Genomic DNA, 16,313 nt, shown 5'->3' on the forward strand with positions numbered 1-16,313 from the left:
CAAAAAATAAGTTTGTTTTAAATCATCTTCAGTGAAACCCTGAATCATTGGTGATTTTCCACAAATTATATTTATGGTTATTGATAAATCAATGCAGAAAGAATAATAAACCTGAGTTCGGGATAATCTGAAACCTCGATTCTGTCGTGATTCTGACTGAATACTTACGATATATCCACCGCGAGCGAAAGGAAGTGTAACCACGCAACTACAACGGGTTTGGGATTGATTCCCTTCTCCTAAGGAAGACACGGTGCGAACGCTCGCAATGACAACGTTTCTACTGGATATGGTATTTCAATACTGTTCAGTTAAGGCTAAAAACTAAAATTAGTGGTAGTGGTAGGTTGGGTTGCGCTATCGCTTAACCCAACCTACTTTTTTTCTTAAGTGAACCGTATTGTATGATATTTAGTTCTTAACCCGAACTGACGTTAATTAATAAGTTTAGACGCTTTCGCTTTGGATGTTGGGTTACAAACTGATGAACGCCGATAAATGGCAATAAACATAGGTTGGTTTGTTCACGTCAGCGTTGCGAAGTCACATAACGTGAAACCCAAAGCTGATAAAAATATTGGGTTTCCTGATATCAACCCAAGCTAAAAATTTTGGATCTTATTTAATTCCCCATCCTAAGTACCCAACATTTGCAAATTATGTAAAGTCGCGTACAGTCCTCCCTGCTGCAACAATTCCTCATGACTTCCCTGTTCAATTAATTCGCCTCGTTTCAATACCAAAATTCGATCAACATTGCGAATTGTTGATAGACGGTGAGCAATAATAATGGCTGTACGTTTTACCAAAAGCTGGTTTAATGCCTCTTGCACTAAAGCTTCTGTACTCACGTCTAAACTAGCGGTGGCTTCATCCAGTACCAAAATTTGGGGATTGCGAATTGCAGCACGAGCAAAGGCTAAAAGTTGCTTTTGACCACTAGAAATATTTGTACCTCGTTGTCGCAGTTGAGTATTGTAGCCTTGAGGTAATTGCTCAATAAACTCAGCAATATTTGTGTTACTTGCAGCTTGTTTAATGGCATCAAAAGTGTAGCTATCACCTAAAGTAATGTTGCTTTTAACATTACCCGCAAACACAAAGCCTTCCTGCAAAATTACCGCCATGTAACGCCGTAAATCTGCCTGTGGTAAATCTCGGATATCTATACCATCAACTAAAATCCTACCTTTTGTGGGTTCGTAAAGTCGGCACAAAAGACGAATAATCGAACTTTTACCTGCACCAGTAGGGCCGACTAATGCCACTTTTTCACCTGGATGAATAATCAAGTCTAAGTCTTTAATGACATAATCATCATCTTTATAGGCAAACCAGACATGTTCAAAGCGAATTTCTCCCAATTCCTGTGAAGTAGTGAAGTCTTGAGATTCCAAACTGGCAATAATTTCATCTATGTAACCAAGTCGAGAATCAATGATGGAAAGGTTGTGATCAGTCTCTGAATCTAAGTTCTCAACCTTAGTGGCATCTTTGATTTCTATCGGTTCATCTAAAATGTCGGTAATCCGTTCAATAGCAGTGAAGCCTGCTTGAATAACGGTGAATTTTTCGGCAAAATCTCTTAAAGGGTCAAATAGGCGTTGGGCATATAAGATAAATGCAGATAACACTCCAAATGTGAGATCTTCACCTAAAAGCAACCAACCACCTAGCCAAAGAACTCCAGCGATCGCAGCTAGTCCGATCCATTCTAGGGTAGCCGAAACCGATGAATCATAAAAGATGGTTTGATCTACCTGGTGGGTGTAGCGTTTGTTAGTGTGGCGAAACAATTCAGCATTAAATCTTTCTCGGCGGAACAACTGTACTACATTAATGCCAACCACATTCTCTTGTAGTTGAGAGTTTAGAGCAGACAGTTCTTCCCGCGCTTTATAGTTGGCTTTACGGTACTGTTGCTGAAAGATAATGATTAACCAAGTGATGGGCAATAACATCACCAGCAGCAAGCAAGCAAGTTTCCACTCAATAGACAGCATAATCCCGATGATTACCAGCATGGTAAACACATTGGAGATAATACCGATGGCCCCAGTGGAAAAAACATCCCCCAGGACTTCTACATCGCTGGTGAGTCGAGTAATTAATTTACCGATGGGTGTCCGAGCAAAGAAATGCACCGCTAGAGATGTCACATGATGAAATAAGTCTTGGCGGATGGCGGCCGTGATTTTTTGTCCCAACTTCTGTAGGACATAACCCTGAACACCAGTTAAGAGCAATCGGATGGCGATCGCAATGAGAATGATTACTTGCAGGATAGTTAGCCCTTGCGACAAGGGGCGATTCCTGAGAAACTCATAAGTGCTGGGTTCGTTGCGAATTAAAGAAATCACCTGGCCAATCAGCAGTGGTTGTACCGCGTTAGCTAACGCGATAGGCACAAGTAGCAACATTGCCAGTGTCAGCAACAGTCCACTGCGACGGGCATAAGGCACTAGACGTAAAAACAACCGCCAGTCACTGTTACCCCAGCGGTTTTGTCTATAAGATTTTTTTAAGGTCTGGTAGATGCTCATAGTAAGAGCAATTATATTAATTTTTGCAATAGGAAAAACACGTTTTCTTAATGTAGCATTCTCACTGTGGCTTTGATGCTATGTATAGAAGATTGGACGATAGCTCAAAGCGATCGCAGAGCGTATCGGAGGTAATTTCCCTGACGGAATTTAAAATTGTAGTATTTATAGCACAATAAATATGTAATTATACTAACACTATCAACAGAAGTGCGATCGCCTCATGGTCACATCCTAATATATTGCGAAAAATACCCTAGATCTAATGATCTGAGGGCATTCTCAAATTTATTTAACTGATCAGCTTCAGCGCATAGTCACAAATTCTTCAGCAGAAGTAGGATGGATTCCCACTGTGGCATCAAAATTAGCTTTGGTAGCACCCATCTTAACTGCGATCGCTACGCCTTGAATAATTTCTGCGGCACCAGTTCCCACCATGTGGGCCCCTACTACTTTATCAGTGTTCTGATCAACCACCAATTTCATCATGGTTTTTTCGTCTTTACCAGCCAATGTATAGTACATCGGGCGAAAGCGACTACGGTAAACTTTGACTGCATCACCATATTTTTCTCTGGCTTCAGCTTCTGTTAAACCAACAGTGGCCGCTTCTGGTGTGGTGAAAATGGCAGTAGGCACATTCTCATAACTCATGGTGCGAGACTTGTTGCCAAATACTGTATCTGCCAACGCTCGACCTTCATTAATGGCTACAGGAGTTAAATTAATGTTGTCTGTACAGTCGCCCACTGCATAGATATTGTCTTCAGCAGTTTGACTGTATTTATCAACTACAATTGCCCCATTATCATCTACCTGGACTTTGGTGTTTTCCAAGCCCAGTTTTTGGGTATTGGGTTTGCGACCGGTGGCTGCTAAACTCACTGCATCTACAACTATCGTCTCTTCCCCATCACCATCTTTGCGAACTTTTACTAGAAGGCCTGTGTCGCTTTTCTCTATTTTGGTTAATTGGGAGTTGGTGAGAATCCGAATGCCGTGGTTACCCATTGCTTGCTGAATTTCAGTCTGCAAATCTTCATCGAAACCACGTAAAATTTTGTCATGACGAATCACTTGGGTAACTTCGCTTCCCAACCCATGGAGAATACAAGCAAATTCGGAACCGATGTAACCTCCTCCCAAAATGACGATGTGTTTTGGTTGTTGTTTGAGGTGGAAAATATCATCGGAGGTCATGGCATATTCAATACCGGGAATCTCTGGCTTTACAGGACGCCCACCCACAGCAATTAATATCTTGTCGGCGGTGACTTGACGTTCCCCTACCTGAATTGTATGAGCATCAATAAACTTGCCATAACCCTGCAAAATTTCCACTTTGGAGTTATCCAGCATTCGTTGATAAATGCCATTCAGGCGAGTCACTTCATCGTTGACCGCCGTAATCATTTTTTCCCAATCTAGAGAACTCTTGACTAAACTCCAGCCATATCCTTGGGCATCTGCAAACAGTTCTGGAAAGTGGGAAGCGTAGACCATTAATTTTTTGGGGACACAGCCACGATTTACGCAGGTTCCGCCTAGTCTATCAAACTCAGCAACCCCTACTTTGGCACCATATTCGGCAGCTCGTCTGGCAGTTGCAATGCCACCAGACCCTGCACCAATTACAACTAAATCGAAATCGTGCTTCATGTGTCCCTCAAGTTTTAGATTTTCAATATAGGGGGATGGGGACTGGGGGTAATGGGGAACTCAGGGCCCCCTCTGGGGATAAAGGGCAATGGGGATTGGGAAGTTTTTCTCCCCTGTCCCCTGCTCCCTGCCCCCCTGCTTCTATTTTCGTACCCATTCCCTAAAAACGTTAGTTACACAGCGGCAGCTGTTCTAGCTTCTTTGAGGTAACCCAACATGGTGTCTGCATCCGAAACTTCAAAAGGATCGGTGGGGCAGTTATCAATGTGGCCTGCCTCAGTAAAAATCTTTTCGATTTTGCCGTCATTGACTACCATCGAATAGCGCCAAGAACGCATTCCGAAGCCTAAGTTGGATTTATCAACTAACATCCCCATTCTACGGGTGAATTCGCCATTGCCGTCAGGGAGTAAAAATACTTTTTGTGCGCCTTGCTGTTTGCCCCACTGGAACATGACAAAGGCATCATTTACAGATACACATACTATTTCATCAACTCCCAGGGCTTTGAACTCGTCATAGAGTTCTTCATAGCGGGGAAGGTGGGAGGTAGAGCAGGTGGGTGTAAATGCTCCAGGTAGTGAAAATACTACAACACGCTTGCCACCGAAAATATCTTGAGTTGTGCGGTCTTCCCAGCGATAAGGGTTGGGGCCAGAAATAGACTCATCGCGCACGCGGGTTTTAAATACAACGTTGGGAACTCTTTCGATAACAGCCATATTAATCTTGATTGATGAGTTAGTTTTTTAGTTTGTGATTGCATGTTGCTTACACTATCTCAGAATAATTCTGATTTAAGAAAAATTCAATAGTTATCAATACTTATTTCTTTAGTTAATTAAAACATAATCTTAATTAATTACTGGGATCGATTATAATAGGAGAACAAATCATCAACAGGCAAGATGTAGCAGCAAATATGCAGCAAGAGGCACACACAATTATTCAAACCTTAAAATCCAAGGGTTTGAGGGTGACTCCTCAGCGGTTTGCAGTTTATGCAAATTTGTTATCTCGAGCAGACCACCCCACAGTTGAAATTATCCTGGCGGATCTCAATAAAGATTTTCCAGTGTCATCTCAGGCAACTATATATAGTTCGTTACAAGCCCTGCGAGAAGTGGGACTTGTGCGGGAGGTGCTGCTAGAAGAGGGGGTTTGTCGCTATGATGCGAAGATTGAACCCCATCATCACTTTTGTTGTCACACTTGTGGGGCAATTGAAGATATTGCTTGGGAAACTTTCCAGTGCATAGATATGCAGAAGTTAGGCCCTGGTATGCGCGGCGAAAGCTATGAAGTAATTGTGCGGGGTTGGTGCGATCGCTGTAATTTAGAATAGACTAGTACAGCACGGCGTAAATAGGCATACCATTTGAAATTGTCAAATAGCCTGTTTGATAAGCTTTTTGACTTTTGACCCTTCGACTAAGCTCAGGGTAAACTTTTGACTTCCGCGCAGCGGTACTAGGGGCTACTTGAGGACTTTATGTAAAGCTAGTAGCAATTCGTTGATAGTGTAGGGCTTTGGTAAAAATGTCTGCGTACCAGTGTTCATCACTTCCCCTAACCTACTTTTAGACATCAGACCGCTGGTGGCAATGATTTTCACCTGGGGGTTAATTTTTTGCAAGGTGCGGATAGCAATTATTCCATCTAATGAAGGCAACATGATATCCATCAGTACAGCACTAATTTTGTCTGCATATTTAGCATATAGTGCGATCGCCTCGATGCCATCACCAGCAATCATGGTTTGGTATTGGTGCGTTTCTAGCGATATGCGGGTAATATCCTGAATCGCAGCCTCATCATCTACAATCAAAATTAATTCCCCATGTCCGATAGATGTTGTTAAATCTTCGGGAATGGGTGTTTCGGTTTCCCCTACTGCTGGCAAGTACACCTTAAAATTGGTACCACGTCCCATTTCACTGTAAACATTCACAAAACCACCGTGGCTTTTGGTGATGCCAATGACGGTAGAAAGCCCTAAACCGGTACCTTGTCCTACGGGTTTGGTGGTGAAAAATGGTTCAAAAATTCTATCTAAGACTTCCTCAGAAATACCAGTTCCCGTATCCGCAACCGTAATTACTATATATAATCCTTCTTGGGCTTCCAGATTCATTTGAGCATAATTTTCATCTAGCCATAAATTTTCCGCAGAGATGGTTAAAGTGCCACCATTGGGCATAGCATCGCGGGCATTGACGCATAAGTTCATGAGTACCTGATGCAATTGGGTACTATCTCCAGACACCATCCATAAGTCGTGAGGGATATCAGTAGAAATTTCGATGGATTTGGGGAAGGTTTCTTTGAGAATTTTTGACACTTCCACAATCAGGTGTCTCACTTGCAAAGTGATGCGCTTACCTTCTACACCCCTTGCAAACGACAACACTTGCTTGACTAAATCGGCTCCTCGTCTAGCGTTAATTTCCAGAATTTCCAACAGTCGCTGAGTCCGCTCATCAGCATCGGGGAACTTTAACGGTAGTAGTTGCGCTCCGGCGAGAATTGGGGTCAAAATATTGTTGAGGTCGTGAGCAATACCACTAGCTAAAGTGCCGATGCTTTCTAAGCGTTGAGCGCGAAATAATTGAGATTCTAAATGCTTCTTCTCAGTAATATCCGTATCAACAATGAGAATTGATTTCGGTTGTCCCTGGGGATCGCGTACCAAACTCCAACGACTGGCTACTAAAACTTCTTTCCCTGCTTTAGTGACTTTAGTAAGTTCGCCTTGCCATTTACCTTTGGTAATCACATTTAACAAAGCCACTTGAACTTCTTGAGAGGCTTCATTATAAAGAAACTCATTGACATTTCTACCCAGAGTTTCTTCAGCCTGCCAGCCATAAAGATTTTCTGCGCCTTGATTCCAAAAGAGAATCAGGTTTTCTAAATCACGTACACAAATGGCATCAGTGGTGATATCTAATAATGCTGCTTGTTCACGAATTTTTGCTTCGGCTAGCTTGCGTTCATGAAGTGCAGCTTGCTGTTCGCTAATATCGATACTTGCACAAGTAATGCCGATGATTTCCTGGGACTCATTGCGTAATGGCTCAACAGTCAAATCATAATAACGAGTTCCTTGGGGAGTAGTTATAGATACTTCTTCCCTAGTACCGATGCCGTTACTCAGCACACTATGTTTAATGGCAGTCAGACGTTGGGCATCTTTAGTTGGAATGAGAGCGAAGTCATCTTTACCCAACATTTCTTCAACTGTCCAACCAGGAAAGGGGTTATAAACCCAGGTATAATTTAAATTCTTGTCTTGGTTAAAAACAAATATAGGAGAATTTTTCAGGGCAACCCGAAATCTTTCTTCACTCTGGCGCAGGGCATTTTCTGAACTTTGACGTTCAATGGCGTAGCGCATAGAGCGTACTAGTAAGTCGCCATTAACTTGTCCTTTGACTAAATAATCTTGAGCGCCTTCTTGCATTGCTCGCAGTGCTAGGGTTTCATCATTGATTCCCGTTAACACAATAATCGGAGTTGCTTTCGCCTTACGAGTTGCTCTGACAAAGGTTTCTAGTCCCTGGCTATCGGGCAACGATAGATCTAACAACATCACATCAAAGCTATCTTGAGCTAGATACTCAAGGGCTTCTGAGAGTCGCTCCACTGGCTGCAACTCTACTTGGACTGTAGTTACTTCTTGTAATATCTCTTGTAATAAAAAGACATCACCAGGATTATCTTCAACTAATAAAACTTTAATCAATGAACCTGCCATTTTGATTACTCCGGTGGCAGTTTTACGATGGCAAACCAAAAATTTTCGATGGATTTTACAATTTTAACGAATTGGTCGAAATCAACTGGCTTTGTGATAAAGCAATTAGCCGAGAGGTTATAAGCTTTGAGAATATCTTCTTCCGATTGAGATGTTGTCAACACAACTACAGGAATGCGCTTGAGATGTTGATCAGCTTTGATTTCAGCCAGTACTTCCCGCCCGTCTTTTCGGGGTAAGTTTAAATCAAGCAGCACAATATCTGGATGGGGAACCTTAATATATTTGTCTTCCTTGCGTAAAAATGCCATGGCCTCTACGCCATCCTCAACCACATTTAGGTTAATTGAGATTTTGCTATCTTCCAAGGCAATGCGTGTCAATTGGGCATCGCCGGGATTATCTTCTACTAACAAAACCTCAATGGGCATAATTGCTGCTGTCATCTTTACGATAGTTTACCGAATTTGGTATTAGGTATTGAGTAATGGGTAATGGGATCAATTGGAAATTTTTGATCCCCATTACACTTTATCCCCAGAGAGGGCCCCGATTTTCTCGAATCCTACTCCCTAATTCAACATCAAGCACTTTTAACTGGTGTTTCGGGAATTGTGAAGTAGAAAGTCGAGCCTTGACTCGGTTGTGACTCAACCCAGATCCGGCCGCCGTGGCGTTCTATAATCTTCCTACAAATTGCCAACCCAATTCCAGTACCTGGGTACTTACTTCTACCGTGCAACCGTTGAAAAATGACAAAAATGCGTTCAGCGTATTGGGATTCTATGCCGATACCGTTATCACATACAGAGAACAGCCATTCGTTGGCGGGAACTGGGAGGTGTTCATCTGTTTGTGCCGTTTCATCTGAACCTCTAACTGCGGCCAGATGAATTTTCAGTGGTAATTCCCTCCGAAATTTGATGGCATTACCAATTAAGTTTTGTAACACTTGAGTAAGTTGGGTAGGATCAGCCATGACTATGGGTAGGGGGTCATGGGTAATTATGGCACCACATTCTTCAATAGCAATTTTGAGATTAGCGATCGCTCGGTCAAAAACTTCCTGAACATCAACTTCCACAAAGGGCTGTCCCCGACTGGTGACACGGGAATAGTTCAACAAATCATTAATCAAACTCTGCATCCGCCGCGCCCCATCTACAGCATAAGTAATGAACTGTTCGCCATTGGCATCGAGTTGATTGTGATATTTGCGTTCTAGTAGTTGTAAATAACTAGTCACCATTCGCAGTGGTTCTTGTAAATCATGGGAGGCTACATAAGCAAACTGTTCGAGTTCAGCATTAGAACGAGCCAGTTCTTGAGCTTGGTGGGTTTCTTTTTCTAATAGCTGCGATTGAGATAAGGCAATACCAATTTGGTCAGCTAACTGTTGTAGTAATTCCAATTCAAAGTTGTTCCACTGTCTAGGTGTGGCGCACTGATGAGCAATTAGTAAACCCCAAATGCCTTCTCGGACACGAATCGGGACTACAAGGTTAGCTTTGACACCAAAATTTTGCAAAAATTGGCGATGGCAGTCTTGGATATTCGCTTTGTCAACATCTACAATGGCACTGACTCGGCCTTGACGATATCTTTCTACGTAATCTTCCTGAAAGCAGGGGTCAAGAATATTCTGTCCCAGCACCACAGGCCAACCAGGTAACACCGCTTCTTGGACTACTGTTCCTGAACCATCGGCCGCTAGTTGAAAAATTAATACTCGGTCAGCTTGCAGGAGATTTTGGACTTCATTGACGGTAGTTTGGAGAATTTCTGCTAGTTGGAGACTTTCACGAATTTTCAGGGTAATTTCTGCAAATAATTGCGATCGCCTATTTTGACGTTTTAATTCCTCTTCTGCCCGCTTACGTTCGGTAATATCAGTATGAGAACCTACCATCCGCACCACATTACCTGTTTCATCCCAGAGTGCTTGTCCCCGATCTAAAATCCATTTATAACTGCCGTTTTTGCATAAGACACGATGCTCGGTCACATAAAACGGTGTTTTTTTGGCAAAGTGATCCTGAATAGATTGCAGTACCCAATTTAAATCATCGGGATAGACGTGTTTTTTCCATTCATCCCAATTATGGGGAATTTCATGGTCTGCATATCCCAGCATTTCCTTCCAGCGAGTGGAGAAGAACACTTCATTAGTTGTGACATTCCAGTCCCAAATCCCGTCATTGTTACCATGTAAAGCTAAGTGCCAACGTTCTTCGCTAGCCCGCAGTGCTGCTGCTGTATACTGCCGTTCGGTAATATCTTGGAAATACACCGATATACCATCTCGTGCTGGGTAGGCGTGAACATTAAACCAACAGTTAAGCGGCGAATAAAATTCTTCCAATGCCACGCTCATTTGTGTGGCGATCGCTCGCTGATACTCATGGTAAAATTTTGTTCCTACCAGTGCAGGTAAAGCTTCCCAGATGTTTTTACCCAATAGCTCATTTTGGGTTTTCTGCAACAACCTTTCTGCTTGACTGTTGACATAGGTAAACTGCGATTTTTCATCTAAGGCAAAAAAAGCATCAGTAATACTCTCAAGAATATTAGTAATCCGAGTTTTAGCAGCCTCCACAGTGGCCCTAGCTGCTTGCTCTTGAGTAATTAATTCCTCACTAATCCGCGATACCTCAGATACATTACGTCTTAATTCCAGTTGATTAATGACTAAACGACTCAGTGCCACCAGTGCGTCTACTTGTTGTTGACTCAATTGTCGTGGTACCTTGTCAATTACGCATAGGGTTCCCAACATATACCCCTGGGGTGTAATTAAGGGTACACCTGCATAAAAGCGGACATAAGGCTCACAAATTACTACATGATTATTTGCCAGTCGTTCATCAGCCAAAGCATCTGGTACTATCACAACATCCTGGCATTCTTGGCAGAGGTAAGATAACCCAACATTCCGGGGCATTTCCCGGACATCTAAACCTAGTTTGGCTTTGAACCATTGCCGATTTTCATCAATAAAATTGACTAAGGCTATGGGTGTACCACAAATAAAAGCAGCTAATTGGGCGAGATTTTCATAGACTTCTTCCGGTTCCGTATCCAAAATCTGATACTCACGGAGAGCTTGTAGTCTCGCCGCTTCTTGATTATTCGATGCCGTGTTCATTAAAGTTTTATTAAAAGAGCAAAAAATTAAAATTTTATACCAATTAAAAAAAATGTTGGTGACAATATATGCGCTATTAGGCATCCACCCCACATGCCTACAGTGTACACAACAAGTCACCAAAACTGGAGCAACCCAATTTGGTGAGATGGCAAGGCTAGGGATAGGGAACGAGGAAAGCAAATACAACAAACGCAGAATAAGAGCGCGATCGCCTCTTGAACCAAACTCAGAATTTGCAATTTGCGGATAAGTCTATTGTGGAGGTCTTACACAAGTCGCTCCTCCAGGAGAAGATTGATCTGGATAAATTGCTAGAGTATGATAATCAGGCGCCGTATCTTCATAAAGTATTCTGAAAGTATATAAATCAGATCTCCCTTGATCTTCGGTAATTACGGTTAACAGAGTATTATCTGTCTTAGGTAATCCACGAATGTTGAGTCGGGGAATACGCCGCAGGTGAATAACATTCGCGGCTGAGTTTTTACAATCGCCTGAATTAAAATTACGTTCTGCACCAAACTGCATACACATGGGCCCATCAAAATCCATCGTTACTTGTGATGGGTCATTTAACCAAACTTTTTTAATAGTTTTACCAGTGGGAAGAAAGCTTAAATTGGTACCTTGCTGATAAGAAACTGCGATAGTTGGTACTACTCCCCCTAGTCCTTGTGCTTGACAAGAAAACATGGAACGCAGAACAGCGTTGTTAGCTACAGCACGACCTGTCAACAATAACATTGCTGTAGAAAAAATTAGGGAAGCTATGTGAATAGGTTTCATGAATGTAAAGTTGATTTTCCCAATGACCAATGAACAATGATTTACCCTGAGCGTAGCCGTACGAATTAGAACTGCATCATGCGGTTAACATAAATTTCTACTTCTCTGCCAGCTGGTACATACCAAACGTTAGTTTGTTGCATCATTTGGGAAATTGCTTGTTGATTGCGTTGGGAAATTTGGGGAACTACAGAGTTTAAACCACCTTCTACAATTCCCGCTGCTAGATTACGTTGGGGGTTAGAGCTGGTAACAACAGTACTACCACCATTGGCGGTGACAACTTGGGTATCAGTCCGGTTAAATAATTCTGCGGCTTTACCAATACCCCCCAAAACGAATAATCCGGCGTCCATCCCGGCTATAGATGAACCTTTATCGGGAAACTTATCGGCTACTAAAGGTCTGCCTTGGGGAGCGCGCACAATTAGGGCATTGCTGGGTAAGCTTCTTTCTGTGAGTTCGCCGTTTTCTTGGGAGATCACTTTGACCACATCTAGCCGCAGCAAACCTTGTTCAGAAATAGAATTAATTTCCGCTAGTAATTCGGTATTAGTAGGTAAAACAACTTCGCCATCCACATTTTTTAGTGGTTCTTTCAACTGCAAAACAAATATATTGGCGCTTTCATCGCCTTCGTTATTTCTAGCTCTAGTAGTTTCGCCAAATACAGCTGTTGCTAAAACCGCTTTGGCACTAGTACCAGCTTTAACTGATTTCGAGTTGGCTGATTGTGTTTGGCTGATTAAAGACTCTTGCTGTGGTGGTGGCTCTTGGTTGTAGTTATTTGGCTGGGGTTCCGCATTATTAGAATTATTAGGAGGAATATTTTCTGGGGTATTTCTAGCGGCTTGAACACTTGATTGGCCCGTAACAGCAACCTGACCATAACTACCTAATTTGGCTAACCTTGTCCATTCCTCAAGGGGGTCTGGTGGAGATGGTGGAGTTGCTGGTGGAGCAGGTACGGGAGCAGGTGCAGGAGTTGGAGCAACTGCAATTGGGGGTAAAGTCGGTGGAGCTGAGTAAGGTCTTTCCACGACGCGCTCAACTACCTGTGGTGCTGCGGCGGTTTGTACAGGTATGGGTGTCCTGGTAACGGTAGGCGATGGTGTGTTTACCCGTGCAGTTTCTACCCTTGTAGCTGGTCTATTTCTGAGATTTTGTTGGGCTGCGGTGATTGCTTGTGATTGTTCCGCAAGGGCTAATTTGGTTTTAAGAGTTTCTATTTCTTGCTCTAAATTTTGCTGGCGGGGTTCACTAATTGGTGGTGATGGAGCTGTAGAAGACGCGAGATTATTACTGCTGGGTCTTTGATTGGTGGAGTTCATCATCTGTGATAAGAACAAACCAGCTACTAAAACTACACTTAAAGTAGCACCAGCCACCAACAATAATTTCGCAAAGGGGTTGGATGAAAGGGGTTGTTGAGTGGCAATATCTTGGGGCTGAGACTCTAATGGCTGCTCGCTGACTGCTTCTTCTACTTCGTTAACTTTGACCTTTGGGGCTTCTTCTTTAAAGCCAACCAATTTAGCCATCCTCGATTCCCAATCTGAAGAGTCTACTTCCGGTTGATAGGTATCAGCGATTGGTTGAATGAAATTTTGTGTGGTAAGTTCTGACTGAATTGAATAAGAAGTCATGATGTATTGCTTGGTTGTAAAATTTACTGAATTTTAATTTCCGGAGCAGTTACTTTCTTTTATGTCACATATTTGATAAATTTCTAGTCTAGCTTCACCTAGACGATAGGCTGCTAAATGCCAAGGCAGTGGCTTTGCTGGTAGTGAAGCTGCTGGTTGATCGATAGCTCGTACTAAGATTTGTTTATTGAATGGGGTTGATGTTCCCAGATTATTAGAACCACTAAAGGTTAATTGATTAGCCAGCATTTCTACTTTCCAACTACCATCATCTAAGGGAACTGGTTGAGAAATTCTTTCTATTACTAATACATATTCGGTTCCTTGATTGATATTGGCAAATTGTGCCGATGAATTTAAATTAGTAATTTCTGCCTGAAATTTTGGTTTTAAATTATTAGCTAAAAGTTGTGAACTAATTTCCCATACTGTCATGGGCGGCTGTTGACGTGACCAAGTAAGCATCAGGGTCATGGTTTCACCCACAAAGCGGCGAATTGTTTCTGGATGTCGCTCATCACTTGGATTGGGATCGACGGTAATTGCCCGACCATCTGTGAGTTGTACTAGACTTCTGGGTGTTAATTGCTGCTTTAAATCCTGCAACAGAGAACCGTTGAAAAAGAGTAAAAGTAAGGTAAATAAATGCAAACCGAATGTAACTACGGCTAACAGTGGCAGGATGCTACTTTTTTTATTTTCTGGTTTGATTAGTTGCATGAATATTCAAAATTGATAATGTTTAAAGTTTTTGTTTTATCTTGTAAAATTATTGTTGCTAGAGCCATTTACACAGGGATTGAATTTATCATCATTCAGACTACTATAGTCATCGACTAAACATAAGTTTCTCATTTCATAAATTTCTAGTTTATTGGCACGATTACTATAAATTGCTTGTTGAATATCTGTGCGAGTATCCGATAGGGGATAGGGAAAATAATCTACGGCTCTGACTAAAAAATCTTTATTAAAAGGTGTAATACTTCTACGATCATCATCTCTTTTTTTCTGCACCAAGTCGGCTACCATACCAACTCGCCACTGACCAGGGGCAATTTGTTCGGGAGGATAAATGCGTTGAATTACTAACTCTGCTGACATAGCTTGGTTAGGACTATTGGAAAATACTTCCGGCGGTGTCATTTCGGCGATCGCACTTAAAAAACCTTTACGAAAATCTTCGGAGATGGCAAAACCGGCTACCCAACTACTGGTAGTTACTTTTTGGCTACCACCTTGGGGTGTTCTGACTGTAATTCCTGGATCTGGTTGGGGTTTTGCGGCTTCTTCAATGGTTTGCACTGGGAGAGTTCCCGACCAGTTAAACATGGTTGTCATGGTTTGACTAACGAATTGGCGAATTACTTCAGGATCTCTCGCTAAATCATCAGTAGCAACTAGCGGTTGTCCGTCGATCATCTGGACAAAGTTGGGTGGTTTTCTCAGGCTGAGTTGACGAATATTCAATCCTTGCAAGATGAATAAAAATAATACCAAGACATGCAAACTGAAGGTAGCGATCGCAAAGCTCGTTAAAATACTACTACCTGTTTGTTTTCTTTTGTTAAGTAAATTCACCATTGTCTTATTTTCACCCTGTCTACCCAAAATTAAATTCTGTCTTTTACCAAAGCCGCTGTATTACTAATAGCACTAAAAACCGCAAATCCCCCAGCACCAGCCACCACTAAAGATAACAATGGGGCTAAAATTCCTAGAAAAATTATGAACCACATTAAGTCAGGATTAGCATTAGGATTTTCTGCTGGGCCATTAATAATTACCGCAGCAGTTACCGCAGCAATGATATTAAATGATATCTTGGCAATTCCCGCCGAGAAAAACCCAGTCATCCAGGCAAAAATCGGCTTTCCCGCCCCAGGTAGCAAAGACGCACCCACAGCTAATGGCCCTAAAGCTGCTATCAGCAACATGGTCGCTTCAATTAAATTTTGAAAGGCATATTGCAGAGAAATTAAAAAGCTTTTGATACTGGTTTGGGCTGTATTTCCTAATAAAGCATTAAAGCTGGTATCCGAGATATTTCCTGTGCCGAATTTTAATGAAATTACCTGATTTTCTAGTCTTTGAATCCAAATTCTATTACCGTATAAATTTCTATATTCGCGCCAGAGATTATCGATTTGGTCGCTGGCTTTAGCAAAACATTGGGTTTGTTGTTCTCCAGTTAAAGACTGACAAGGACGTAGTAAAGACCCAGCTACTTCTTCCGCCAAACTCATATTTAATGCTTGCTGATAAGTTTGTTCAGCATCGGCTGTAGTGACTACTTGCTGATTGACTGTGTTGATAAAGTTTCGTACACCCAATGTCAATGTCGAAAGTATACTGCCATTTCCGGCATTACTTAATAGTACAACGACAATAAAAGGCCAAATTAAACCGGATATGGGGCGAGAATATTCACTGTAGATGACATCTTTGAGCCACTGCACCATGAAAAATAATAAAGTACCCACAGCGAAAAACACACCCAGATTGGTTAGCGCTCCATATAAGTTGTTGCTGGTATTATTTTGTAATAAATCTAGCCATTGATTATCCCAACCTTCTGCCATACTTCTGGCAGTTGCTGCACCACTGTCTAGGGTTTCATTGATGCCAATTTCAGGAAATATCTGTAAAAGATGCAGATGCATTTTGGTTCACGGGTTTTTAGGGAAGTTAATTAAATGCAAGGATAGTTTGCTTGATGTTGTAGTCAGGTCTTTTTTAACAAACCGCAAAGGACGCTATTAAGTATTTAG

12 protein-coding genes are annotated in these 16,313 nt (G+C 42.0%); 1 reads left to right on the forward strand and 11 read right to left on the reverse strand.

What is annotated here, in order from left to right; all coding sequences use genetic code 11:
• Positions 1–635: 635 nt before the first annotated feature.
• The 3 genes from ACM0OS_RS01360 to ACM0OS_RS01370 all read right to left on the reverse strand — a co-directional run bounded on the left by ACM0OS_RS01360 (position 636) and on the right by ACM0OS_RS01370 (position 4,927).
• Positions 636–2,543: an ABC transporter ATP-binding protein gene (locus ACM0OS_RS01360; RefSeq protein ID WP_414541356.1), complete on the reverse strand. Its 1,908-nt coding sequence runs from the start codon at positions 2,541–2,543 to the stop codon at positions 636–638.
• A gap of 306 nt (positions 2,544–2,849) precedes the next feature.
• The gene (gene gor, locus ACM0OS_RS01365) at positions 2,850–4,205 is read right to left on the reverse strand and encodes a glutathione-disulfide reductase (protein WP_414541357.1); all 1,356 of its coding nucleotides are present in this window, start codon (positions 4,203–4,205) and stop codon (positions 2,850–2,852) included.
• Between the two features lie 173 nt (positions 4,206–4,378).
• Complete coding sequence (locus tag ACM0OS_RS01370; RefSeq protein WP_414541358.1) at positions 4,379–4,927, reverse strand: peroxiredoxin; 549 nt, start codon at positions 4,925–4,927, stop codon at positions 4,379–4,381.
• Positions 4,928–5,127: 200 nt separating this feature from the next.
• Here ACM0OS_RS01370 and ACM0OS_RS01375 point away from each other — a divergent pair, with 200 nt between their 5' ends.
• On the forward strand, positions 5,128–5,550 hold the full coding sequence (locus ACM0OS_RS01375) for a Fur family transcriptional regulator (protein ID WP_414541359.1): 423 nt from the start codon (positions 5,128–5,130) through the stop codon (positions 5,548–5,550).
• A 132-nt stretch (positions 5,551–5,682) separates the two neighbouring features.
• On the opposite strand, the gene ACM0OS_RS01380 is transcribed toward ACM0OS_RS01375, so the two are convergent.
• The 8 genes from ACM0OS_RS01380 to ACM0OS_RS01415 form a co-directional block, all read right to left on the reverse strand.
• Entirely contained in the window at positions 5,683–7,962 is a 2,280-nt protein-coding gene (locus ACM0OS_RS01380; RefSeq protein ID WP_414541360.1) for a response regulator, read from the reverse strand.
• Positions 7,963–7,967: 5 nt separating this feature from the next.
• A complete protein-coding gene (locus ACM0OS_RS01385; RefSeq protein WP_414541361.1) occupies positions 7,968–8,408 on the reverse strand; it encodes a response regulator in 441 nt (146 codons plus the stop codon).
• Between the two features lie 137 nt (positions 8,409–8,545).
• On the reverse strand, positions 8,546–11,107 hold the full coding sequence (locus ACM0OS_RS01390; protein ID WP_414541362.1) for a GAF domain-containing protein: 2,562 nt from the start codon (positions 11,105–11,107) through the stop codon (positions 8,546–8,548).
• A 255-nt stretch (positions 11,108–11,362) separates the two neighbouring features.
• On the reverse strand, positions 11,363–11,896 hold the full coding sequence (locus ACM0OS_RS01395) for a hypothetical protein (protein WP_414541363.1): 534 nt from the start codon (positions 11,894–11,896) through the stop codon (positions 11,363–11,365).
• A gap of 65 nt (positions 11,897–11,961) precedes the next feature.
• Positions 11,962–13,542 (reverse strand): TrbI/VirB10 family protein, encoded by a 1,581-nt coding sequence (locus ACM0OS_RS01400; RefSeq protein WP_414541364.1) that lies wholly within the window; start codon positions 13,540–13,542, stop codon positions 11,962–11,964.
• Between the two features lie 33 nt (positions 13,543–13,575).
• Positions 13,576–14,262: a hypothetical protein gene (locus ACM0OS_RS01405; protein ID WP_414541365.1), complete on the reverse strand. Its 687-nt coding sequence runs from the start codon at positions 14,260–14,262 to the stop codon at positions 13,576–13,578.
• Between the two features lie 36 nt (positions 14,263–14,298).
• A complete protein-coding gene (locus tag ACM0OS_RS01410) occupies positions 14,299–15,126 on the reverse strand; it encodes a hypothetical protein (protein WP_414541366.1) in 828 nt (275 codons plus the stop codon).
• Positions 15,127–15,155: 29 nt separating this feature from the next.
• Entirely contained in the window at positions 15,156–16,205 is a 1,050-nt protein-coding gene (locus ACM0OS_RS01415; RefSeq protein ID WP_414541367.1) for a hypothetical protein, read from the reverse strand.
• Positions 16,206–16,313: the final 108 nt, after the last annotated feature.

The sequence above is a fragment of the Nostoc sp. CCY0012 genome (assembly GCF_963920855.1).
In the GTDB taxonomy this organism is placed as follows: domain Bacteria; phylum Cyanobacteriota; class Cyanobacteriia; order Cyanobacteriales; family Nostocaceae; genus Cyanocohniella.